Below are 25024 nucleotides of genomic sequence, written 5' to 3' on the forward strand. Positions count from 1 at the left end.
TCTAAGCGAAAGTTGGGTATCTTCTCTCATGGCAGGCTCAACTCATTTGTATTGTGTTTGTTCGTCGTTATTTGTCTAACTACAATATAATACAATATATTAGTTGATGCACTGCCTTTTTTTATGAATAATCCGGGCTAACACCACGTCGTATTCCTGTACCTGATTGTTTGGCTGGAAAAAAGGGGAAAGGAATGGTCTTTAACCGTTGGGATGGTAAACCGAAGTTTTTGGAAAGACACATCAAGAAGTTGGGAACAAGAAAGTGGAGCTGGCACAACCTCCGCCATCGGAGAGCGTCCATCTGGGCGAAAGAGGGAAGAACGCTGTTGGAGATTATGCAGTTGCTTGGACACACCAATTTATCCACAACACAGAAATATCTTCAAATACTTGGTTACATCAAACTGTAATGACTGATTTTCGCTAAAGAATGGCTAAAGAATGGGGGTAATATGCAGAAAAAAGGGCAATTTATTGCAAAATATAGATGTTCTTGATGTTCATTTTAATCAATAAGTTATGGGATTTATTGTGTTTACGCGATAAACCCCAACTATTACTTGTAATGAGAGGGTCGCCCGTTCGATTCGGGCCATCGGCTCCAGTAAAAATCGAGAGTTTCAAGTAATTAGTGACAAGAGATGGTCTTGATTTTCATTGACGCAATAAGATGCAAAGAGAGCCAAAGTAACATCGACCATCTGGACCGATTTTGACACAATGATTGTTCTTCGCCGGAATCGACCGAACCAGCATAGCAAATAGTGATATTGTACTTTTTTAGTCGATTCAAGAGCCGTTCGAGGGTTTCTGCGTCTCTGTCACCGAGTTCCCAATCCAGCAGTCGACCGGAAACGCGATCCACCGCTGTCCACACCCAGAGCTCGCACTTTTTTTTTTGCAGATAATGCCATAACTCATCCAACTCCAGGATAACCGCTTTTCCTTCGGGCTGAGGTTTTTCGGCATATTCTGCGGCAAAATCACGTACCCAGTTCAGGATGGCTTGTGCCGAGACTCCGCACAGGTATCCAATATGGTTGAACGACACGCCGCTCACAGCATGACCGCGAGTATTTTGGTTTTCAATGGTTTACCGCGTGGCTGCGGGTAAATTGAAAGCCGCAGTCACGACACAAATGCTTGTGAACTTCTTTGACGGAATCATTCTTGACTACATGGGAACTCTTGCATTTCGGACATTCCATCATACCTCCGGAATTTATGTGGCTTTCCCGGAAATATCATCGTTTCTCATCTGTCACTAATTAATTGAAACTCTCGAAGAAGCATCATGAAATTGTTATTTTATCCTTTTAAACGGACATTTTCGTCATCATAATTGAAAGCTAAAGTACGCTCATCCATTGCAAAGCGCCTCACGTTTTCAGCCTTGACCCCAGCATCTCTCAATGCGTGAAATTTCTCAGAGATAGTCACTCCACTAATGCTATAGACAGTGCGATGGTGCCTGATTCAATGGTACGATTCCTTTTATTAGCTGGAAATAAATCATATATATTACCTTATTATTCGCGTTGAATACCGATCTTAGGATTTACCTTTCATACAAAAAACCAGCAGTTCCACTGTCCACCGAAGGAGGTAATCTTTGTCGTCAAACCAAAAAACAACCCGCCGCACCATGCTTAAGACCGGGCTTGCCGCTGCCGCTTCCACAGCCTTGGTTGTTCCGGAATCCGAGGCGGCCCTGCCGAAGGATATCAAACCCAAGGCGCCGGGCGAAACCAGAGTGGTATTCCTCGGCGGCGACAACCTGCACAATTTTTTGGCGCAGGAACCGGCGCTGCGGAATATCTGCACACGGGCGGGATGGAAATTTCTCTCCGCCCATGACGCCCGGTATATTACCCCCGAACTGCTCCGCGACACCGACCTGCTCATGATCCAGCGCTGGAACGGACCGCAGCCCGGCTGGGTTCCGGGACCGATCGCCGAAGAGGCAGGAACCCCCGACGGCTACATGAGCGACGAGCTGGAGGAGGCTATCGTGGACAATGTCCGGAGCCGTGGGATGGGATTCATGAGCCTTCATTGTACCGTCTGGGCCATGGCCAGAAAGAAGTTCACCGAGCTTCTGGGAGTAAAAGCCACCATTCACGGGCCTCTGCAACCAATTCATATTCACAATCTGAATCAGAATCACCCCATAACCCAGGGAATGAAGGAATTCGACCTGGCGCTGGATGAAAATTTCGGCGCGGAGCTGATCGACAAAAACGCCATACCACTCTATGAAACTACCGGATTTTTGGACAAGCGCCACGATATCGGGGGCTGGTGCATCGAGCAGGGAAAAGGCAGGGTGGTCGGTCTTCTGGCCGGGCATACCTATTTCGCCTACCAGGACCCGAACTACCTGCCGCTCTATTCTCGCGGCGCACACTGGGCGCTCAGAAAGGAAATTCCGCAATCAAGGGGATAAGAACAAAAGAACAGATGTAATTTGACAGGATCCAAGATTTTACATGATTAAATTTTTCTTTTTCTTCTCATCTTGTCAATCCTGTTAATCCTGTCTAATTCTCTTTTATCTTTTTTTTGACATGATTTACATGATTTACAAGATTATTCTTTTTCGCATTATTCTCATCTTGTCAATCCTGTCTAATTTTCTTTATCTTTTTCTTTGACATGATTTACATGATTTACATGATTATTTTTTACGCATTATTCTCATCCTGTCAATCCTGTCAATTTTTCTTATATGTTTTGGCATCCAAATCGTGTAAAGGGGGAGCAATGAATAAAATCGAAGTCATAGAAAACATCCGGCTGGTATCCATTCCCGCGGGCAGCTTTCAGATGGGTCATGTGTACAAGCCCGATCCTTCGCTTCCGGATCGGGTGAACGCTTATTATCCGGACGAACAGCCAGTGCACAAGGTCGCGGTGAAGGCATTCCAGCTCGGGGAAACCCCGGTCACCCAGGGACTGTACCAAAAGGTTGCGGGAGTCAATTTTTCCACTTTCACCGGCGACGACCTGCCGGTGACTAATTTGGGTCCGCTGGAGATTATTCTATTCTGTAATAAATTGAGTAAAACCGCCGGTCTCCCGCTGTGTTACGACGAAAAAACGCGGAAGTGCGATTTCACCAAAAACGGTTTCCGTATGCCGACAGAAAGGGAATGGGAGTACTCCTGCCGCGCCGGGACCGCCACGCACTTCTATACCGGGAATACCGAAAAAGACCTGGAAAAAGCCGGATGGTATCTTGGCAACAGCGGCGGTATTACGCACCCGGTGGCCAAAAAGCAGCCGAACGCATGGGGGCTTTACGACATGCACGGCAATGTGTTCGAATTCTGCGACGACGACTGGAATCCGGCTATGGCCTACAACCGGTACCTGCCCGAAGGCGCCCATCCGACATTCAACTATTACCACAACCTGAATGTTGCTCGCGGGGGAAGCTGGTTCAGCGAACCCTCGGTCTGCCGCTCCGCTGCGCGTTCCTGCTTCTGCAGTTGGCCCAACATCAATCAGAGCTATTACATGGGATTCAGGGTTGCGAGAAGTGGGTCAGCGGCAAAGTGACAAAGTTAAAAGAAAAGGCACAAAGGCACATTTGTCTTCTTTCTTTCGCCTACATTTCGGGAACTATTCCCTAAGATGTTCGTATTATTAATGGATACATGAAGGAACTTCTTTGCCGGGCAGACGGCTGCAAGGAAAAACATACATAATAAAAACTTTACCTTTTGCAGAATTTTTATGTATATTCTAAAAGTTTTTACCATGAATTTCAGGTAGATCGATATAATGTATAAAATGTTCATCCAAACCCGATAGAAAGCAGGTGAATGCAGGTGTTGACACGCAGAAGTTTTATAAAAATGACCGCTGCGGCAGGCGGTATGGCGATGGTGAATCCCGTAACCGTCCTGGCAAAGAGACAGCAGCCGGTCGGGTTTTTCAGCGCGCACCCTTTTATCGAGGAGCATCCCGAAGCTGTCTTCATCATAAAGACCACCGTGGATAAGAAAACCAACGGGGATGCCATCAAGCAGGCCGGTCTCGATTTCTCCAAGTCGGTGATTGTTCCCGCAAAGAAGGGTATTCCTTTGAGCTGGATGGTTCCCATCAAGCCGAACCTCACCAACAGTTTCACCTCGAAAAAGCACTATCCCAAACAGGCCACTCAGTTCCCTCTCGAATACGGCATGGGGATTGTGACCGATCCCTACTTTGTCGAGGGCGTTATCGAAGGGATGAAAGGCCTCGGCATGTCCGGCAAGCAGTTTTATGTCCGTGAAGTGACCACTCCCTGGGATTTCGGGCCTCGGGGATATGTGGATATGTGCTGGCGTCAGGACGCCGACATCCGTTCCCTCTACGATGATTACAAGGATCTGGACAGCAACGACCTCAACTGGGTCGAGTTCAAGAACTCGGAGATATTCAAAAAGGCCCCCTATCTCTGGCCGGTCAACGCGAAAAACACCTGGCTCTTGAACATCTCCAAGTTCAAGGCTCACGGCATGAGTCTCACCCTGTGTTGCAAGAATCTTCAGGGAACCATGTCCACTCCGTTCCAGCACTATTGCAGCGCGGAACGTTCTGTCAAGGAAATTAACGGATTTACCATAAAGGATGTCCTGAAGCGGGCGAAGGAAAATTACGACCGTCATGCGGCTGCTGGCATACCGCGCTGGAAGACAAATACCGGCCTCAACGGTTATACCATGGACATCTGGTGCAGCCGTACCCTGGACAATGTCTCCCATACTCCCGCCGGTCTTCATATCATCGAAGGCGTATACGGCCGCGATGGCGACGGGTTCCTGGCCGGGCCGAACAAGGGACCGTACAGCGACCAGGAAGCCTGGGACTACATGACCAATTACGTCATCTTCGGCAAAGACCCATTCCGGGTGGACATTGTCGGGCTCTGGCTCGGCGGCCACGAGGCGGGGAATGTGGGACTCTACCACATCGCCATGGAACGTAAGCTCTCGAACGTACTCGATCCGCGGAAAGTGCCGGTGTACCTCTGGGAGAACGGCACTGCCACTCTCAAAAAGCTCGAGGATTTCGAACGCAAGCCGCTCAAGACCTATTATATGCAGCTTGAGAATGAACCGAAATATCATCTCCTCGATCAGCCGTTCGATTATTCAAAGATCGCCGAGGGTCCCCATGTGCTCCCCAGGACGGCTAATGCCCGGGTTCTCAATGAAAGCATACCGAATCCCGCCAACAACTCCGTTTCGTTGGAGTACGGGCTGCCCAGGGCAGGCAATACCCGCCTGGAAATAGCAGACAGCAGGGGCCGGACAGTGGATCTCCTGGTTGATGGGCCTCGGGAGAAGGGATACCACATGGCGGTCTGGAATATCGGAAAACACAGCCCAGGAGAGTACGCGTTCAAATTCCGCTCCGGAGATGTTACCAGAGTGGAGAAGATAGCTATTTTGAAGTAAATAATACTGTCTGAACCATGATTCTCATGATTGCGTGATTGACTTGATTAATCTTGAGATTGATTCATCATGGTCATTCGTTAATCCCTGAAAATCATGGTTCAGACTTTTTTATTTTTTTAGGTTTGAATCCCCTCTGCCTGTCGGCATCTCCCCTTATTAAGGGGAGAATTCTGCGTAAGACGGTTTTTCTCCTTTTTTTAACCCCCTTAACAAGGGGGTCGCCGTGAAACGGCGGGGGGATTTTATCCTTGAGTTTAGGAACAGATCAGGTTAGACCCTGAAACAAGTTCAGGGTGTCAGTGACTCACGTGTCATGCCGAACTTGTTTCGGCATCTATATTTTTCACACTCTCTCACAGGATCTGTCTCATTCCTATGACCGTAAAGAAAATCGTCATCATCTTTGCCGCAGCGGCAATCTTCTTTCCAGCGATGATCCGGGCGGCTGTCCCGGAATACACGGTGAAAAGAGCCACGGGAAAAATCGTCATCGACGGCCTCATCGAAGAAGAAGACTGGAAAGCCGCCCTCTCTTTCGGAGATTTTAAATTCCCCTGGTATACGAGCGGCGAAAAGGAGCAGACTGAGGCAAAGATGCTCTGGGACAACGAGTTTCTCTATCTTTATTACAAATGCCGTGATAAGAATGTCTCTGTCAGCAAATACAACTTGAATGATGGAGTCAGCGTCGATGACGCAGTAGAGATATTCTGGAATCCCAATCCGGGAGCGCAGACCCGGTATTATCAGTTTGAAATCAACTGCATCGGCAATCTTTTAAGCGTTTTGAACACCGGTACCTCCCCACGGCCGACCATCATGGTTCCCAAGCGGGGACATGTCATCTACGGCACGGTCAATAACGAGAGCGACCTGGATTCCCTCTGGACTATGGAGATCGCCATCCGGTTTTCCGATTATCCGGAAATTGTCCGAAGTGAAATTCCTTTGCCCGGCGACATGTGGCGGATCGGGCTGAATCGCTGCGGCGGAAAGGTGAACGCCCAGTACAGCCAATGGAGTCCCTCAAATACTCCGACGCCTCAGTTTCACAGTCCGAACGATTACGGCAAGTTATATTTTTCCAGCGAGCCGGTACGGACAGTGACAACGGTAAACGGGACGGTCTCCGCACTCCCTAAAGCTATTGATATCCGCGGCAATTATCCGAACCCGTTCAATCCCTCGACCGTTATCGAGTTTTCACTTTCCACTCCGGGTTCGGTTGCCTTGGACATTTTCAGCGTCTCGAACCAGAAAGTCCGCACCCTAGTGAGCGGCATGCTCTCCACCGGCGCCCATTCGATCGTATGGGACGGGAAAGATGGCAACGGAGCGCCTGTTTCATCGGGAGTATTCATCTCACGGCTGAAAATGGGGAATACTGCGGTGTATCACAAGATGTTGATGATTAAATAGTTATTTTTTTTATCAAGTCTTTTGTTTTGACAGGACAAGATTTTACATGATTTTTTAAATTTTCCCTTAATCTTGTTAATCATGTTAATCCTGTCAAAGTTTTTCTCTTTCCTTCTTTTGAATCATTCGCTGGTTTTTGGGGCTGGAACCGGAACAGTGAGAAAAACCATGATTACCCGCAGAAGATTCATAAAGACTCTTGCAGCGGCAGGAACTACCGCGCTTGCAAATCCCATATATGCCCTGAACTCCCGAACTCAGGCCTCGACCGGATATTTCGGAGTGCACCAGTTTATCGAGAGCCATCCCGAGGCGGTGTTCATCATGCGGACCACTGTAGGAGAGAAGATGAACGCCGACGCCAAGAAAAGCGCCGGCCTGGTTTTTGGAAGAAGCGTGTTTGTTCCAAAAGATAATACCGGCGTCCCAATAAACATTTCTATACCGGTAAAACCGAATCTGAAAACCGCCGATCCGAAAGTATACCCCATTGCGGATATTATCGGGCATGTGGCCGATCCTTTCTTTGTGGAAGGTATGTTTGAGGGCATGAAAGAGCTGGGCATCTCCGGCAGCCAGTTCCATATCCGTGAGGTCAACCGTCCGGAAGCCTGGGGCCCTTATTTTTATGTGGACATGGCGAAGCGGGTCGGCGCAGACCTGCGCCTCGATCTTGCGCCGACAGTGAATAATCTTGTCTCCGGGCGGGATTACAACTGGAAGGATATTCCGAACGGCACATTCTGGAAACGCATTCCGTACCTGGAACCTGTCAATACTCCCAACACCTGGATGCTCAATATTTCCAAGTTCAAGGCGCACACCATGGGGCTTACCCTCTGCTGCAAATGCCTGCAAGGGACCGCTGCTCATAACTACCAGCAGTTCTGCGCCGCCTGGAATTCCACCATGAGTATCACCCAGAGCGACCGTCAGCCGGACGCCTACACGGTCATCAAGGCCAACTATGACCGCCACGTGGCCATGGGAATTCCCCGCTGGGACCGTCCCGGACAGAATAACATCAGCGGCCTGGGACAGGAAACCTGGGTGACACGGACTCTCGACAGCCTTTCTGTCACTCTTCCTTCGATCGGGCTGCACGTTATCGAGGGAATATACGGCCGTGACGGCCAGGGCGACGGTGTCAACGGGCCGAATCCGCAGGATCAGGTGCATCAGATCAGCGAATCCGGGGTCACCGCCACCGGTAAAGCCTGGGATTACATGAGTAATATCATTATTTTCGGGAAGGACCCCTTCCGTGTGGATAATATCGGATACTATCTGGGCGGGCACGAGCCGGGAAATTTCGGACTCTTTCACATCGCCATCGAACGCAAGATGTCTACCGCCCTTGACCCACGGGAAATTCCGGTGTACATCTGGGATAACGGCGCCGCGACGCTGACTCCGCTGGAAAAGATTCCCCGTACGCCGCTCCTGTCGTATTACCTCACTCGAAATTATAACGGGCAGACAGAGAAAATCTTTCACCTGGTCAATGAACCGGTCGACTACAGCAAGTTCGAGAAGTCTGTCGGAGTGGAGGAATCCTACCCCGAAACTCCCAAGTCGTTTGTACTCCGTCAGAACCATCCCAATCCGTTCAATCCATTTACCGCCATCGAGTATGATCTGCCGCGGAGCGGGTATGCCCGGCTCGAGGTATACAATTCCAACGGCCAGCTTATGGATGTGCTTGTGGACGGGTATCAGGCGCGGGGAGCGCACATGGCGGTCTGGAACAGCCAAAACCGGGCTTCGGGTACCTATTTCTACCGGTTCCGGTTCGGGGATTTCACAGAGACAAAGAAGATGACCCTTTTGAGATAGATTGGGATATGGAGTTATTTTTTTAGCACTTTTTTTTACAGGATTTACATGATTTACAGGATTCTTTTTTTCCCCTTTATCCCGTTAAAATCTTGTTAATCTTGTTAATCCTGTCAAATTTTTTTATTGTTTTGTATCATACGCCGTTTTACCTGTCGGCGGTAACCAAATCAGCAATGGAGAAGAATTATGATTACCCGAAGAAGATTCATGCAGACCCTTGCCGCGGCGGGAACTACCGCTCTTGCCGCTCCCATACATGCTCTTTCCTCGCGAACGCAGGTCTCGACCGGCTATTTCGGCCTCCACCCGTTCATCGAGAAACACCCGGAAGCAGTGTTCATCATGAAGACCAATGTGGCGACAAAGATGGACGCCGTGGCGAACAAAGCGGTCGGCCTCGCCTTTGGCCGGAGCGTGTTCGTCCCCATGGATTCCAGCGGCATCCCGCTCAATATCTCCATCCCGGTGAAACCCAACCTCAAGACCGGAGACCCAACCAAGTTCAAGCTTGATACCATTTTCAGCCATGTAACAGATCCCTGGTTCGTGGAGGGCGTGTTCGAGGGCATGAAGGAACTGGGCATCGCGGGGAGCCAGTTCCACATGCGCGAGGTGAACCGCCCGAGCGCGTTCGCTCCCCACGGTTATGTGGATATGGCGAAACGGGTTGGCGCAGACCTCCGGCTCGACCTAGAACCGGCTGTATCCAGTCTCATGGAAGGGCGGGATTTCAACTGGATTACCATCCCGAATGGAGTCCATTACAAGCGCATTCCCTACCTGGAGCCCTTCAATACTCCGAACACGTGGCAGATGAACATCTCCAAGTTCAAGGCCCACGGCATGGGGCTCACCCTCTGCTGCAAGAATCTCCAGGGGACGGTCGCCCACAACTACCAGGCGTTCTGCGCGGATTGGAACGCTGCCATGAGCATCACCCAGAGCGACCGGGTGACCGGCGCCTACGATGCCATCAAGAAGAATTTCGAGCGTCACCTCGCGGGAGGTGTGCCGCGCTGGGACAAGCCGAGCGGCAACAGTTTCAACGGTGGTCTCGGCATGGAGACCTGGGTGACCCGCACGCTCGATAACCTCTCTGTAAACAAGTGCGGCATCCACATCATCGAGGGCATCTACGGCCGCGACGGCCAGGGGAATTCGGATTACGGCCCGAACCCGCAGGACCAGAACCACAATTTCGACAGCGTCGGGGTGAGCACCACCGGCAAGGCATGGGACTGGATGAGCAATGTCATCATCTTCGGAAAGGACGTTTTCCGGACGGACATCATCGGGAAATGGATCGGCGGGCACGAGGCGGGGAACTTCGGCCTCTTCCACTGCGCTATTGACCGCGGGATGTCCAACGCCCTCGACCCCCGCAGGATCCCCGTGTATCTCTGGGACAACGGCACGGCAACGCTTACCCCGATTGAGCAAATCAAGCAGACGCCCCTTCTCACCTATTACCTCTCCCGGAACTACAACGGTCAGACCGAGAAGATTTACCACTTAACCAACGAACCCGTGGACTACGTCAAGTTTCAGGGACCGGTGGGAGTGAACGATACTGACGCGGTTCCTCGCTCTTTCATGCTTCACCAGAACCATCCCAACCCGTTCAACCCCTATACGGCGATCGAGTACGACCTGCCGAAGAACGGGTATGCCCGGCTCGAGGTGTACAATTCCAGCGGGCAGCTTGTGGATGTGCTTGTGGATGGTTACCAGGCGCGGGGAGCGCACATGGCGGTCTGGAACAGCTATAACCGGGCCTCGGGAACCTATTTCTACCGGTTCCGGTTCGGGGATTTCACCGAGACGAAGAAGATGACTCTTCTCAGATAGCTCGGAAACGTTCCTTATTTTTAGCGCTATTTTTGACAGGATTTACAAGATGATCCGGCAAAAAGTGTTACAAAGACTTCAGTTCTGTCGAAACCTCACCCGGCCTTTGGCCACCCTCTCCTAATTAGGAGAGGGTAAAAACAAGGTGTACAATGAGTTACCCCCTCTCCTGACTAGGAGAGGGGGACAGGGGGTGAGGTTTAAAAAGCAGAGAATGAGCAAAATTTCCTTTTTTGCCGGATCATCTTACAAGATTTACAGGACTATTTCTTATTTTCCCAATCTTGTTAATCTTGTGAATCCTGTCAAATTTTCCGTCTTTATTTTTTAAATCATGCAACGGTTTCAGAGATCGGTCTGAATCTGAACAGCAGTGGAGAAAAATCATGTTTACCCGTAGAAGATTCATGCAGACCCTTGCGGCGGCGGGGACAACCGCTGTGGCCGCCCCTATACATGCCCTGACATCGAGGACGCAGGCATCTACAGGGTATTTCGGAGCACACCCCTTTATCGATAATCATCCCGACTCGGTGTTCATCTACCGCACCAAGGTGGATGGAGATAAGAACGCCATTGCAAAAAAGCAGGCCGGACTCGAATTCACCCGCTCGGTTATTGTCCCGAAAGCGGATGGCGTCCCGCTCACGCACCTCGTTCCCATCAAGCCGAATATCCGGGTGAATCCCAGTCTCGTCGGAGCGGCCAAGTATGCGACGGTCAGTGGGGATTTCGTGGGAGCCGATGTATACTTTACGGAAGGAGTCATCGAGGGGTTGAAAGAGCTTGGGCTCTCCGCGAACCAGATATTCCTGCGCGAAGTGAATGGAACGCCTACCAGTTTCACTCTGGGGTATACCGAGATGTCCAAGCGCACCGGCGTCGAATTGCGATTTATGGGACAGTCGGTCGGGACAATCAGCGCGAACGACCTTGTCTGGACGGATACTCCCGAAAATCTGTTCTTCCGAAAAATGCCCCACCTCTGGCCGATCAATTCCCAGAACTCCTGGCTTCTCAATATCGCAAAGATGAAAACTCACGGCATGTGTGTCACCCTCTGCGCCAAGAATCTCCAGGGAACCCTCGCCATACCCTACCAGCAGCACTGCGCCGCCCCCACCAGCACATTGGGTATAACATCGGCAAACCTGAATCCAAAATGGTCGGCCGATATCAAGGCCAATTTCGACCGTCATAAAGCCGATAAGGTTCCCCGCTGGGACCGTCCCGGTTCCGACTGGAACTGCGGTCTCGGCATGGAAACCTGGGCCTCCCGCAATACGGACAACAACGCCGCGCTCGCTGCAAAAACCGGATTGCACATTATCGAAGCGGTTTATGGCCGCGACGGAGATTTTTCGCGGGGTCCCAATCCGTCCGGGAATGACAATAACCAGAATGGCGATCCCTTGAATTACATGATGAATTACATCATCTTCGGGAAGAATGCCTATCATGTGGATATAGTCGGGCATTGGCTGGCCGGGCACGAACCGGGGAATATCGGGCTCTTCCATCTGGCGAAGGATCGGGGTCTGGCCAAAACTTTCAATCCGGTGAATATCCCGGTCTATGAGTGGAAAGCCGACGGCACGGCAGCGCTCACCCCGCTTACGAATTTTACCCGCACGCCGCTCAAGACCTATTACCTCCAGCGGAATTACAGCGGCCAGACCGAGCCGTTCTGGCACCTGGTGAACGAACCGTACACGTATCCCACGGAGCCCCCATCGGGAATCGCGGATAAATCGGAGCCGCGGGCGTTTGTGCTCCACCAGAATCATCCAAATCCGTTCAATCCATACACTGCCATCGAGTATGATCTGCCCCGGAGCGGGTATACCCGGCTCGAGGTATACAATTCCTACGGCCAGTTGATGGATGTCCTGGTGGACGGCTACCAGGCGCGGGGGGCGCATATGGCGGTCTGGAACAGCAATAACCGGGCTTCCGGTACCTATTTCTACCGGTTCCGGTTCGGGGATTTCACCGAGACGAAAAAGATGACTCTTCTGAGATAGCTCGGAAATGTTCCTTGTTTAAGAATTTTTCAATTATCTCCGGATATGCCATTAGATAAGGTTCGAGATCGTATCTATAGATGCCGAAACAAGTTCGGCATGACACGTGTCATCCTGAACTCGTTTCAGGATCTAATGTTCAACCCGGCGCACAATTTTTAAAAATGCTTACCAAATGACATAACGGGATTTTGTTATCTTAGGCACTTAGGCACTCTGGCGCTGCCAGTGGAGAAGAACCATGATTACCCGCAGAAGATTCATTCAGACCATGGCCGCGACGGGGACAGCAGCCCTCGGCGCTCCCATACATGCCCTGACATCGAGAACGCAAGCTTCCACGGGTTATTTTGGCCTGCACCAGTTCATCGAAAGTCATCCCGAGGCGGTGTTCGTCATGCTGACAAATGTTGATCAGAAGATGGATGCGGAAGCCAAAAAGAGCGCCGGTCTTGCTTTTGGCCGGAGTGTGTTTGTTCCCAAGGATAACAATGGAATCCCCATTAATATCTCTATACCGGTGAAACCGAATCTGAAAACCGCCGATCCGAAGGTGTTCCCAATCGCGGATATTATCGGTCATGTGGCGGATCCCTTCTTTGTGGAAGGGTTGTTTGAGGGTATGAAAGAGCTGGGTATCTCCGGCAGCCAGTTTCATATCCGTGAGGTCAATCGCCCGGAAGCCTGGGGCCCCCATTTCTATGTGGACATGGCGAAACGGGTCGGCGCCGATCTGCGCCTCGATCTGGCTCCGACTGTTACCAGCCTCGTTGCCGGGCGGGATTACAATTGGAAGGATGTTCCGAACGGCATTTTCTATAAACGTATTCCGTACCTTGAGCCTATTAATACACCCAACACCTGGATGCTCAATATATCCAAGTTCAAAGCCCACGGCATGGGGCTGACTCTCTGCTGTAAAAACCTCCAGGGCTCGGTGGCGCATAACTACCAGCAGTTCTGCGCCGATTGGAACGGCAGCATGAGTATTAACCAGAATGACCGCTATTCCGACGCTTATCAAGTCATTAAAGCCAACTATGACCGTCATGTGGCCATGGGGATTTCCCGTTGGGATCGTCCCGGACAGAATGCCAACTCCGGTTTGGGTATGGAGACCTGGGCGACCCGGACACTCGACAACCTTTCGGTCACCCTGCCTTCCATCGGGCTGCACATTATAGAGGGGATTTACGGCCGTGACGGCCAGGGCAACGATGTTTACGGCCCTAATCCACAGGGTCAGGCGCATAATTTCGATGAAAACGGCAAAAGCACCACTGGGAAAGCCTGGGACTGGATGAGCAATGTCATTATTTTCGGAAAGGATGTTTTCCGTGTGGATATCATCGGCCACTGGATTGGCGGACATGAAGCCGGGAACATGGGTTTTTTCCACTACGCCATAGACCGTAAGTTGTCTACCGCCCTCGATCCACGGAAAATTCCGGTGTATATCTGGGATAACGGCGCCGCGACATTGACGCCTCTGGAAAAGATTCCCCGGACTCCGCTCCTGACCTATTACCTCCCGAGAACATACAATAGTCAGAAGGAAAATATTTACCATCTGATTAATGAACCGATAGACTACAGCAAGTTCGAGAAAGCCGCGGGAGTTGAGGAATCCTATCCTGAAACCCCGAAATCATTTGTATTGCACCAGAACCATCCAAATCCGTTCAATCCCCTTACCTCCATCGAGTACGATCTGCCGAAGGGCGGCTATACCCGGCTTGAAGTGTATAATTATTATGGGCAGTTGATCGATGTGCTGGTGGACAGTTACCAGGCGCGTGGAGCGCACATGGCTGTCTGGAACAGTAATAATCATGCATCCGGTACCTATTTCTACCGGTTCCGGTTCGGGGATTTCACCGAGACGAAGAAGATGGTGCTTCTAAAGTAACCTGAATTTTTCCGGGTTAGATCTCGTACCTGACACAAGAAATATTTGACTTATCATGAAATGCAGACTAATTTTATTAACCGGGTGTCACAGTTTTCGGCCTCCACCCATCACACCGGATGAATACGGATGGAAGGTGATGAACACGGATAGAAAGAGGAAAGGAAAGGGGGCATGAATCGAAAGGGGAATGCGGGAATGAAAGGCTCACCTTTTCCATACCTTCTCTTGATGTGCCTGACGGTGTGCGCACCAGGAACGCTTTCATCGGTGCAGGAAAAGGCGGATGACCCGGCCGGTGCGCAAAGGAACGCAATAAAAGTGTTTTGTGATGTCAGCAGATACATGGACTATATCAAGAAAGAAGTCCCGTTCGTGAATTATGTGCGGGACAGAAAAGAAGCGCAGGTCCATATCATGCTCACCCAGCGGAGAACCGGCAGCAGGGGCGAGGAATACACAATGACGTTTATGGGGCAGTTGAACTTTACAGGCCTGGATGACACGCTGAAATACGTGTCCCGCCAGATGGACCCGGAGGAGATCATCCGTGGGAATATCGTGCGGATCATGAAAATGGGTTTGATGCGGTACGTGTCGAGAACTTCTCTCGCGGAATATATCACGATAGACTATCAGCAGAGGACGGACCCCGCCGCCGTGGCGGACAAATGGAACTACTGGGTGTTCAACATCCAGACCAACAACGAGCTGAACGGAGAGGAGTTGAGCCGGGAACTCATCCTCAGAGGATCGGTTTCCGCCGACCGGGTCACCCCCGGCTGGAAGCTCCATCTCAATGCGAACGCGGAAAACAACACGGAGGAGTATGAAACGGAAGACCGCACCATTTCCAGCTCCACACGGTATCGGGGATTCCGGGGAATGATTGTGAAAAGTATCGGGGAGCACTGGTCCGCCGGGGCGTGCGGTTCGGCGCGGTCGTCCGTCTTCGAGAATATGAAGCTCTCATGGAATGTCGCCCCCGCGATCGAATACAACGTGTTTCCGTATCGGGAATCGACGCGGAAAGAATTCCGCTGGCTTTACCGGGTTGACTATACAGACATCCGCTACAACGAAGAAACGATTTTTTTCAAGACCCGAGAAAATCTTCTCGGTGAAAACCTCTCCTCCACCTTCGAGATCAAAGAAAAATGGGGTTCGGTGAGCTGGACGATGGAAGGCTCGCATTATTTTCATGATTTCAAGAAAAACCGGTTGAGGCTGCACACGAATGTCAATCTCCGCCTTCTCGAAGGTTTTTCCCTGAACATTCACGGAAACATAACGAGAATTCACGACCAGTTGTCTCTGTCGGGAAAAGACTTGACGGAAGAGCAAATTCTCCTGGGTCAGCGGCAGCTCGCCACAAATTATGACTATTTTCTTTCACTCGGCTTGAGGTATACCTTCGGCTCGATTTTCAGCAATGTCGTGAATCCCCGCTTCGGAGACGACTGAATTTTAATGGGTGAGAGGTTCCATGTTGCCGGGTTCCGTCCTTTCCCACCTCGAGCATGTCGTCCGTGCGCCGGTGAGACACGGGGCGGGAGCGTATGCAGTAACAAGTTTTCGTGAAATGCAACACCTCATGATTTTGATATGAAGAATATCGGTTTCATACTCCGCTTCTTTTTCATCTTGTCAACGGCTGACAATCTTCGTATTATATTTTCACATTCTCACGGTAACTACATGAACCATCACTGGTAAAAAGAAAGGTTTTTATGGTACGTATCCTTTTTATCTACTTCGCTATTCTAATCCTCTGTGGTTCAACAATTCGTGCTCAGAGTGCTCCGGTAAAAAAGCCCGCGAATCTCCACCCGGTCGTGATCATAGAGACAAGCATGGGAACCATGGAGATCACTCTCGACGCCGAAAAAGCCCCCGTTACGGTGAAGAATTTCCTCACGTATGTACAAGAAGCCTTTTACGACAGCACCATTTTCCACCGGGTCATTCCCAATTTTATGATCCAGGGCGGCGGATTAACGATTAATTACGCCCAGAAAACTACCCATGAACCGATCATCATCGAGGCGAACAACGGCCTTTTGAACAAGCGCGGAACCATCGCCATGGCCAGAAAGAACGATCCCAACAGCGCGACTTCGCAGTTCTTTATCAATCATGCGGATAACGCCTTTCTCGATTACAGCGAAAAGAATCCCGGATACGCTGTTTTCGGAGCGGTCACCAAAGGCATCGAGGTCGTGAACAAGATTGCGGCGGTTAAAACCGGGGTGCAGGATGTTCCGGTTGAGCCAGTGATGATCCTTTCTGTGAAACTGAAATAAAACCGGGAAAGAATCGTATGGTTACTATGGAAGAAATACAAACCTTTGCTCAGCTAGTGGCGGAGGAATTCCACCCGGAACGTATCATCCTTTTCGGATCCTATGCATACGGTTCACCTGGTCCGGAATCTGATGTGGATATTCTTGTTGTGCTGCCATTCGAGGGAAAAAACTTTCGAATGTCAATGAAAATCCTCGCGATGGTGAACCCGCCGTTTATTATTGACCTCCTTGCGCGGCGTCCAGACGACACACTACTTCGGTACAGATATGGTGATCCGCTTATTCGCGAGGCAATTGATCATGGGAGGGTACTTTATGAATCCGGTCGTTGAGGAGTGGATTCAAAAAGCTAAGGCTGATTATAGAACAGCGCAGCGAGAATTAACCGTTGTGGAGAATCCTAACTACGATGCCGTATGTTTTCATGCCCAGCAGAGCGCCGAGAAAATCATGAAGGCGCTCCTCATTCTTCGTGGAGTACTCCCCCCGAAAGTTCATGATTTGACATATCTGAGTCGGCTCATAACCGAAGGAGACCCCGATTGGTCCTGGCCGGAAGAGGCGCTTCATTTTCTCACCCGTGCAGCGGTTGATTATAGGTATCCGGGTGAGTCCGCCGATTATGAAGAGGCCGCTCAAGCGGTGGATATCTGTGCAAGACTTCTTGCGGCGATTGAAATGCTCATCTTGCGTCCGTAGGAATGCATCAGTACAAGGAAGTTTATTCTCCAATACGAACATGATAGGTCGAGTGTGTCCATTTACCCCTATACAACTTATACAAAGGAGCGTACCATGAGCACAAAAGACTTCTCGCGGCGGACGTTCATCGGAACCGCAATGGCAGCGGGGGCGCTTGCTGTGGCCTGCGGCCAGGCGAAAACGAAAAAGGCAGCCGTTCCCGTCATGCTCGACAAAGCCCCGGACGGTCAGGAGCTTAAAGCCGGGCTTGTGGGCTGCGGAGGCCGTGGTTCCGGAGCGGCGCTGAATTACATCGGGGCCGGCCCCAATCTGAGAGTCGTGGCGCTGGGAGATGTATTCCTTGACCGTGTGGAGAGCGCAGGCAAGACCATCAAAGACAAAACCGGGCAGGATGTCCCGAAAGACAGGTGTTTTGTCGGGTTCGACGCTTTCAAAAAGGTCATCGATTCGGGTGTGGACATTGTCATTCTCGCGACCCCGCCGCATTTCCGTCCGGAACATTTCGCCGCCGCGGTTGCCGCCGGGAAGCATGTGTTCATGGAGAAGCCGGTGGCGGTTGACTCGACCGGCATCCGATCCATCATCGAGTCCGCAGGCCAGGCTAAAACAAAGAATCTCTGCGTGGTGACCGGCACCCAGCGTCACCATCAGCGCGCCTATGTGGAAATCTGGCGCAGGGTGCAGGAGGGCGCCATCGGGGACATAGTCGCCGCCCGCGCCTACTGGAACCAGAACAAGCTCTGGCACCGCGACCGTGACCCCAAGTGGTCCGATATGGAATGGATGATCCGCGACTGGGTGAACTGGCGCTGGCTTTCCGGCGACCACATCGTGGAGCAGCACGTTCACAATCTCGATGTCATCAACTGGTTCACCGGCAGCCACCCGGTGAAAGCGGTGGGCATGGGCGGACGGGCGCGGCGGGTCACCGGAGACCAGTTCGACTTCTTTAGCGTGGATTTTACCTTCGAGAACGGCATGCACCTGCTCAGCATGTGCCGCCAGATAAACGGCTGCGCCAACAATGTATCCGAATTTCTGGTGGGAACCAAAGGCTCCACCAACTGCGCCGACACCATTTACGGTCCCGACGGCAAGATCGTTTTCAAGATCGAGGTGAAATCCAAGGAGGCGAAGGCGAAGGCGGAGAAAGCGGCCAAAGAGAGCAAAGAAAAACCGAAGTATGAGATAATGTACTTCGAGAAAGACAGCCCCTTCGACCAGGAGCACATCGATCTCGTGACCGCCATCCGCATGGGAGAGCAGATCAACGAGGCGGAAGCAACCGCATTTTCCAACCTGGGCGCCATCATGGGCTGTGAGTCGGCCTACACCGGCGCCGAGACGAACTGGAAAGAAATGATGGATTCACCCATGCGACTGGGCCCGACCGAGTACGCGCTCGGCAAGGCGGACCTCACTGCTGTCATTCCTGCGCCTGGCAAGGCGTTCGAGCCGGATAAAGGGAAAACACCTGTGCCGGATAAAGGCAAAAAGCCCGCTCAAAAAAAGTGACAGAGCGACAGAGTAAAGAGAAATAAATTTATACATGACGATATTTTAATGCGTTTATTTTCCAAATAGATGCCGAAACAAGTTCGGCATGACACGTGTCATCCTGAACTCGTTGCCGCTTCGCGGGAACGATAAAACCGTTTCAGGATCTAAACACTCGAAACATGTGCCTTTATTTCGTCATGTATAGAACTCTTTTCCTTTGCAGCATTGTCGCTCTGCACCTTTCATAAGGAGAGAATCCCATGCATATAAAACGCCGCATTTTCATACAAACATCCGCTGCCGCAGGAGCTATGGGAATTATGACGCAAACCGCACACGCTTTTACCATGCCGGACCCGCCGCGCAAGGCCACGCTCAAGCTCTCCTGCCAAGAAGGAGTCGCACCCGAAGGATCGCTCGCCGAGAAGCTCGATTTTCTGGAGAAGAACGGTTTTGCGGGTTTTGAAGTGGGCGGCGGAAACTTATCCGGACGGGTTTCTGATCTCCAGAAAGCCCTCAAAGGCCGCGCCATCAAAATCAGCGCCATCTGCGCCGGGTTCAAAGGAGTCATCATCTCGGAGCAGGAACCTATACGCCGTCAGGCGATGGACTCCATGAAAGAAATCCTCACCGCCGCCGGGGAGTTGAATTCAACCGGCCTCATTATCGTTCCGGCGTTCAACAATCAGACCAAGCTCGGGAATCTGGAAGCGAGACCCATCCTTGTCGACCTCTTGAAGGAGCTCGGCGAGCACGCGGTGAATGTGAAATCCCGCATTCTCCTGGAGCCCTTGAACCGGAAAGAGGCGTTCTTCCTCCGCCAGGTGGCCGACGCCGCCGCCATCTGCCGTGATGTGGGAAGTCCCGGCATCTCCTGCATGGGCGATTTCTGGCACATGACCTGGGAGGAGACGAGCGATCTGGGGGCGATTCTTTCGGCGGGAACTTACCTTCACCACATGCACATCGCCAGCCGGAAGAGGAGAAAAATGCCCGGAGAAGATGAAGGCGACAATTACGTTGACGGTTTCCGGGGACTGAAACTTCTCGGCTACCAAGATTATGTCAGTTTCGAGTGCGGTTCGGTAGGTGACAAGAAAGCAACCATCCCCGCTGCGGCGAAACTCCTCCGCGAACAGTGGGAAAAGGCGTGAAAAATAGGGTCGAAGGCGTAAAAGACTCCCCCGTTGTTTTCAATCTGTCCGTTTTCGGACATTGTATGTCCGAAAACGGACAGATTTCGATTCCCCCCATAAATCCTCTATAATCTATTTTATTGCATAACATATAAATAATAATAATGGCATAATATTTGCTATATTTTAACATTGTTCAGTTTCTTCATATAGGACCATTACCTGGTTTTTATAGAATATCTTAAGGTGAGGCCGAAACATGATTCCGGGAATGGGTCGCATGATCCGGTGGGGTGTGCCTGGGCTGTTCCTGCTTCTCGCCTGCGGGAAGAATCTTGATAATCCGGTATCTCCTCCCGTTAAAACGTTCACGGTTCAGGGGAAGGCGCTCTATTCGTCGTTATCACCCGCACGGGAAACAACAATTCATATCACCGTGGAAGGAAGCGAAAATGCAATCGCCACTGATGCAAATGGTCAATTCACATTCTTCGGGCTGACTGAAGGAAAGTATATATTGAAGGCTGAGAAAAAAGGTTATATCATCTGTCCGGACAGTCTGGAAGTAACGATCCCTGACGAAAAGAATAAAATGCAGAATTTCATTGTTTTATCTACAGCAGAATATTCAAACATAATTCTAAACAAGATTCGCCGAGTTTATGGCCGTATTACAGAAGCTGGAGGAACTCCGGTAGTTCGGGCGACTGTGACCATATTCGGCGGCGGTTCTCCGAACACGATGACCGACAACAATGGAAATTTTTCTTTCGATGTTTATTCTGGCGATAGTATCCTCATTGTCCCAAAAAAGGAGGGGTATTCCTATTCATTCACCCCGGATTCTCTCTTTATGGTGACTGACTGCAATGCGCTTTTAGCTGAGTTCACAGCAAGGAATGAGGGGGCCCCGTTACATTCTATATCAGGCCATATTCTCATGAAGGATTTGAGCGCCGGGCATCTCATAAGAATATCTCTATTGGAGAATGGAGTATTTTGTAACGGCCCGACAATAGATTCTTCAGGCGGCTACAACATTCCGGGAGTGAAAGACGGCTCGTACATATTACATTTCCAATCGTACTATTTTGAATTCGACCGCAATGATGTCCCCGTGATCCTGAACGGTGAAGATAATGCCGCGCCGGAAATCAGGGGGACATATACCGGGCCGACATCATATCAAGTCTATGGGAGAGTTGTGAAAGGTGATGGAATCGGGATTCCCGGTGTGATAGTGGACATGGAATACACGGTAGCTTACGGGCTGAAAATGAGCCTTGTAACCGATAGCAGCGGTTCATTCCTTTTTCACATGGCTACGTCGCCGGGCACCACTGATCATTATATCGTAAAACCCGGCATGAATGGATATGTGGTTTCACCAGAAAATTACGACCTTTATCTTACCGGAATAGAAGAAATTCACAATGGCGTCGACGTCACTATCCCCGATTTCGTCGCGTCTCCTTCTCCCTGATCGATGCAGACCTCATCGAGTAGGGAATTGCAGGGGTTCAGCATGCTGAACCCCTACTCTGTTTTACGCCAAAATTCTGAACTCCAGATCCATTTCTATGACGGAAAATTTTTACTTTTCCAGGTATTCGGCCAATGGGGCATCGGAATGGTTCAGTATAAATGTCGAGGGATGTCCCTTCACCCCTAATTTATTCACCGCCCGGACAACGAGGGTGTTCCTCCCGGACTGCAGGAGCCAGGTATAGCGCTCGCCGGCCTCTTTCCATCCGGTGTCGTCCACATTGATCTCGAAACGGCTCAGATTGGGAGTGTAGGTTTCGAACCGGAGGAAAAGCCGGTCGTTCCCGAATGTCGAGGTGGCATCAACATGCACCCGGTTCAAATCCGGCCACATGTCTCTTGGACGGTCGGTGTGCCAGGTATACTGGCGTTTCGGCGGAGTTCTGGCGTCATACCAGTTGACATACCCGTCCCACGGCCACCAGGTACATCCATGCGAGAGCGGACGGGGGTAAGGCTTCTCGTACCAGTTGTTTCGCGGCACCATGCGCATGAACGCGGCATTGATGAATCCGGAGAGCACGACTCCCGGCTGGTTGGTGAGTGAACCCCGTTTGACTGTGGGGGGCATATCTTTCTTCAGCGGCATCCAGTTGATCAGGTCTTTCATCCAGTCGATGGGGCGATCCGGGAAGTAGTAATCGAGGTACCGCTGGTGAAGCTCCAGAAGGCCGAGCGGCTCGTTCGTGGTCACATCGCAGTTGTAGTGGTTCTCGTAGTCGGCGTCAAGAAAAACCCACTTGCCAAATTCATCGTTCCAAACCTCGCATACCTCATGCCCCACCACATTAACCAGCCGTGTCTGATAACCATAGCATAGGAGCAGTCCGCCCAGGGTGTTGTTGAACTGGATGCACATTCCCCCGCCGCCGGCGTTATTGATACGGTTGATGATGGATTTGGCGTCCCAGGCCGGGTACTCGGGAACAGGGTTTGAGTGGCGCCAGCGTTTGGTGACATAATCGAGGAGTTTCACCTGGGCGTTAAACTCCGTTCTTGAGCCTGCAACAACCTCATCGAGGTTTTCCAGCTTGCGGAGCTCCTTGAATTCCGGCCGGTCAGAGCTTTCCCATTCCCAGGCGATGGAGGAGTATTTGATGGGGGCGTTGTCCACCGAAACTATGGTTACATTCTTATGGAGCGCAACCAGCTGGTCCATTTCGGTGGTGACAGCGGCGGATCTGAACACAGGGCTTTTCAGCGGATCGGTGGTGGTTAGCACGACCCGGAACTGGATATAGCGGCGGTTCAGGTTGTTTGTATCAAGTTCATAGGCCGCTTGTGCGCCTTTCCCGATGAACTCGTACTCGCTCCAGCTTGCCGAGAACGGGCTGGGATCGCTGCCCTTGCGGAAAAAGTATTCGATGCTTGTGCCATCCGGCGCCTCGGATTGAATGGAAAGTTTCATCTTCAACAGGGTACGGAGCGGAACCACGGGATCGGGCGACTCGCCCTTCCAGAGGTCGATGACAGGGCTTGCCAGCCATCCGGTCTTGACATACCGGTCGAAGCTGATACGGACAGCATATTCCGCCCGGGTCTGGCCGAGTGGCCCGAAGGGGCTCTCTTTCCAGGTTTCTCCGCCGTCCGGGGATTTGAACGAGGTTTTCCCTACATCCGCGGGATTCCCGCCCCCGTTCTCGAATTCATCTGCCCGGGCGATGTAGATTTCCCATCCTTCCTTTTCATCCTTGGCCTCCGGGCAGAAGAGGTCTATTACATTTCTCCCCTTTTTCAGCCATCCGGCAGGGAATTCGGCCCAGCGGTACACCTCCTGGTTTTTCGAAGTATCCCAGTTCTCCACTCTGGCCTGCTGGCCGTTCACGGTAAACTGAAGTGGATATTTCCCCGGATGGACGGAGAACAGCACAAGGTACGCTTTAAAGGCGCGGTTGTCTTCGAGATTGAAAATCTTTCGTCCCCGCGTCTTTCCCCAGATTGTGTCGGTGCTTACTCCCTTTTCGCTGAATCCCGCGCCGGGGGCGTCGTTCTGAACGAGCTCCATGTTGAACAAGCTCACTCCGCCTTTCGGATTCTTCATGAGCATGTGCATGAATCCTTCATCGTAGGTCATCTCGGCACTGCCGCCCCATTTTGAAGAGACCTTATCCGCTCCTGCCATGAAAGACCAACCGAACATCATCGAGAGCGAAACAGCAAACAGCAGCATTTTTTTTAACATACTTTCCTCCTGGAAAAAATAAAGGTTAGCGAACGATAGTATATTACCGGGAAATAGGAAAATCAATTGTTGTAAAATAATCACATCTTCAACAACAGGAAACGAAAAATAACCTCAAAGAATATTTTTATTAAATTCTAAAAAATGTGATTGATATCACAGTATTTATTAAGTATTCTACCATATATGGTTACAGATAGGTGTAAAAGAGTAGACTGATATTGGATACCCCACCATTTCATCTTTCACTGGCATAATGGTTTTTCGCTTATGCTTGAGTTATTGTCATCTGAAGTGTCCACAATTATTTTTGTTCTAATCCCGATAAGAGCATACCAAGGTTTTTCATCTGAATTTCCCTGAGTGACACAACTTTGATAGGCTTTTATCGTAATGATCCCGTTATGGTAAACACTTCAAGAAATTTTTTTATAAATAAGCAATTGTGATTTTTATCACATCATTTTTCTTCGGTGTCATTTATGCTTATTCAAATAAGAAGTAGTAAATATTACTTGTTAATTAATATTATATATTTACATTATACTACATCAATAAGTATGCAAAATGTTTTTGAAAATGCGTTTTTATTCTGTTGAACCATCATATGGTATGATATTATATATACATGTGTCTGTTCTATGTTTTCCAATAAAAGTTTATCATTGATTGTATTCTTTAATAAAACAAGGTATTAGGTTATGAAAAGAATTATCCTTTTCATTTTTATTTTTTTGCTAATTAACCAGCCGGTTTTTTCAGCAAATATAGAGGTGATAATAGGATCGATAGTGATCACGCCGATAAGCGCTGATATAAAGACAGGAGAAGGAGTTAATTTTTCTGCGGTCGTGTATGACACCAATGATAAAAAGATAAATAACGCCGCAGTCGCCTGGACGGTAGAGGGAGCTATAGGTGAGATAGCCGCGAACGGTCATTTCACTGCCGGGGCAGTATCGGCAACGGGGAATGTGGTTGCATCCTCAGGGACAGTGAGAGCGACAGCACCTGTGACAGTCACGGATGTGGTGAAATTAGTGTCGATAGTGATCACGCCGACAAGCGCTGATATAAAGACAGGAGAAAAACTTATTTTTTCGGCGGTAGTGTATGACACCAAAGGAAAAGAGATAAAGAACGCCGCAGTCGCCTGGACGG

17 protein-coding genes and 1 pseudogene are annotated in these 25024 nt (G+C 50.5%); 16 read left to right on the forward strand and 2 right to left on the reverse strand.

Features of this window, described 5'->3' with window-relative positions:
• Window positions 1–623 precede the first annotated feature (623 nt).
• Window positions 624–1214 (reverse strand): annotated as a pseudogene (locus Q8O92_02900) (IS1 family transposase).
• 401 nt (window positions 1215–1615) lie between these two features.
• Here Q8O92_02900 and Q8O92_02905 point away from each other — a divergent pair.
• From Q8O92_02905 to Q8O92_02975, 15 genes are all read left to right on the forward strand, one after another.
• On the forward strand, window positions 1616–2449 hold the full coding sequence (locus tag Q8O92_02905; GenBank protein ID MDP2982263.1) for a ThuA domain-containing protein: 834 nt from the start codon (window positions 1616–1618) through the stop codon (window positions 2447–2449).
• Window positions 2450–2766: 317 nt separating this feature from the next.
• Entirely contained in the window at window positions 2767–3564 is a 798-nt protein-coding gene (locus Q8O92_02910) for a formylglycine-generating enzyme family protein (GenBank protein ID MDP2982264.1), read from the forward strand.
• A gap of 272 nt (window positions 3565–3836) precedes the next feature.
• Window positions 3837–5450 carry a DUF362 domain-containing protein gene (locus Q8O92_02915; GenBank protein MDP2982265.1) on the forward strand — a complete coding sequence of 538 codons (1614 nt, stop codon included), beginning with the start codon at window positions 3837–3839 and terminating at the stop codon, window positions 5448–5450.
• A gap of 378 nt (window positions 5451–5828) precedes the next feature.
• Complete coding sequence (locus tag Q8O92_02920) at window positions 5829–6872, forward strand: carbohydrate-binding family 9-like protein (protein ID MDP2982266.1); 1044 nt, start codon at window positions 5829–5831, stop codon at window positions 6870–6872.
• 168 nt (window positions 6873–7040) lie between these two features.
• Complete coding sequence (locus Q8O92_02925; GenBank protein ID MDP2982267.1) at window positions 7041–8708, forward strand: T9SS type A sorting domain-containing protein; 1668 nt, start codon at window positions 7041–7043, stop codon at window positions 8706–8708.
• A 189-nt stretch (window positions 8709–8897) separates the two neighbouring features.
• On the forward strand, window positions 8898–10559 hold the full coding sequence (locus Q8O92_02930; GenBank protein ID MDP2982268.1) for a DUF362 domain-containing protein: 1662 nt from the start codon (window positions 8898–8900) through the stop codon (window positions 10557–10559).
• A gap of 386 nt (window positions 10560–10945) precedes the next feature.
• Window positions 10946–12583, forward strand: a complete 1638-nt coding sequence (locus Q8O92_02935) for a DUF362 domain-containing protein (GenBank protein MDP2982269.1) — start codon at window positions 10946–10948, stop codon at window positions 12581–12583.
• Between the two features lie 241 nt (window positions 12584–12824).
• Window positions 12825–14492 (forward strand): DUF362 domain-containing protein, encoded by a 1668-nt coding sequence (locus Q8O92_02940; protein ID MDP2982270.1) that lies wholly within the window; start codon window positions 12825–12827, stop codon window positions 14490–14492.
• Window positions 14493–14666: 174 nt separating this feature from the next.
• Window positions 14667–15956, forward strand: coding sequence for a hypothetical protein (locus Q8O92_02945; GenBank protein MDP2982271.1), 1290 nt, complete (start codon window positions 14667–14669; stop codon window positions 15954–15956).
• A gap of 266 nt (window positions 15957–16222) precedes the next feature.
• Entirely contained in the window at window positions 16223–16795 is a 573-nt protein-coding gene (locus Q8O92_02950) for a peptidylprolyl isomerase (GenBank protein ID MDP2982272.1), read from the forward strand.
• A 17-nt stretch (window positions 16796–16812) separates the two neighbouring features.
• Window positions 16813–17130, forward strand: a complete 318-nt coding sequence (locus tag Q8O92_02955; GenBank protein MDP2982273.1) for a nucleotidyltransferase domain-containing protein — start codon at window positions 16813–16815, stop codon at window positions 17128–17130.
• Window positions 17114–17497: a HEPN domain-containing protein gene (locus tag Q8O92_02960; GenBank protein MDP2982274.1), complete on the forward strand. Its 384-nt coding sequence runs from the start codon at window positions 17114–17116 to the stop codon at window positions 17495–17497. Before Q8O92_02955 ends, Q8O92_02960 begins: the two co-directional genes overlap by 17 nt.
• 96 nt (window positions 17498–17593) lie before the next feature.
• Entirely contained in the window at window positions 17594–19015 is a 1422-nt protein-coding gene (locus tag Q8O92_02965) for a Gfo/Idh/MocA family oxidoreductase (protein MDP2982275.1), read from the forward strand.
• 245 nt (window positions 19016–19260) lie between these two features.
• Window positions 19261–20154 (forward strand): sugar phosphate isomerase/epimerase, encoded by an 894-nt coding sequence (locus Q8O92_02970; protein MDP2982276.1) that lies wholly within the window; start codon window positions 19261–19263, stop codon window positions 20152–20154.
• A gap of 241 nt (window positions 20155–20395) precedes the next feature.
• Window positions 20396–21619 carry a hypothetical protein gene (locus Q8O92_02975; GenBank protein MDP2982277.1) on the forward strand — a complete coding sequence of 408 codons (1224 nt, stop codon included), beginning with the start codon at window positions 20396–20398 and terminating at the stop codon, window positions 21617–21619.
• 111 nt (window positions 21620–21730) lie between these two features.
• Here the strand turns inward: Q8O92_02975 and Q8O92_02980 are convergent, their stop codons facing one another.
• Window positions 21731–23863 (reverse strand): hypothetical protein, encoded by a 2133-nt coding sequence (locus Q8O92_02980; protein MDP2982278.1) that lies wholly within the window; start codon window positions 23861–23863, stop codon window positions 21731–21733.
• 701 nt (window positions 23864–24564) lie between these two features.
• On the opposite strand from Q8O92_02980, the gene Q8O92_02985 reads away from it, so the two are divergent.
• Window positions 24565–25024, forward strand: a 460-nt coding sequence (locus Q8O92_02985) for a hypothetical protein (protein ID MDP2982279.1), incomplete at its 3' end; no start/stop codon positions are given.

This window comes from Candidatus Latescibacter sp. (genome assembly GCA_030692375.1).
Lineage (GTDB): Bacteria > Latescibacterota > Latescibacteria > Latescibacterales > Latescibacteraceae > JAUYCD01.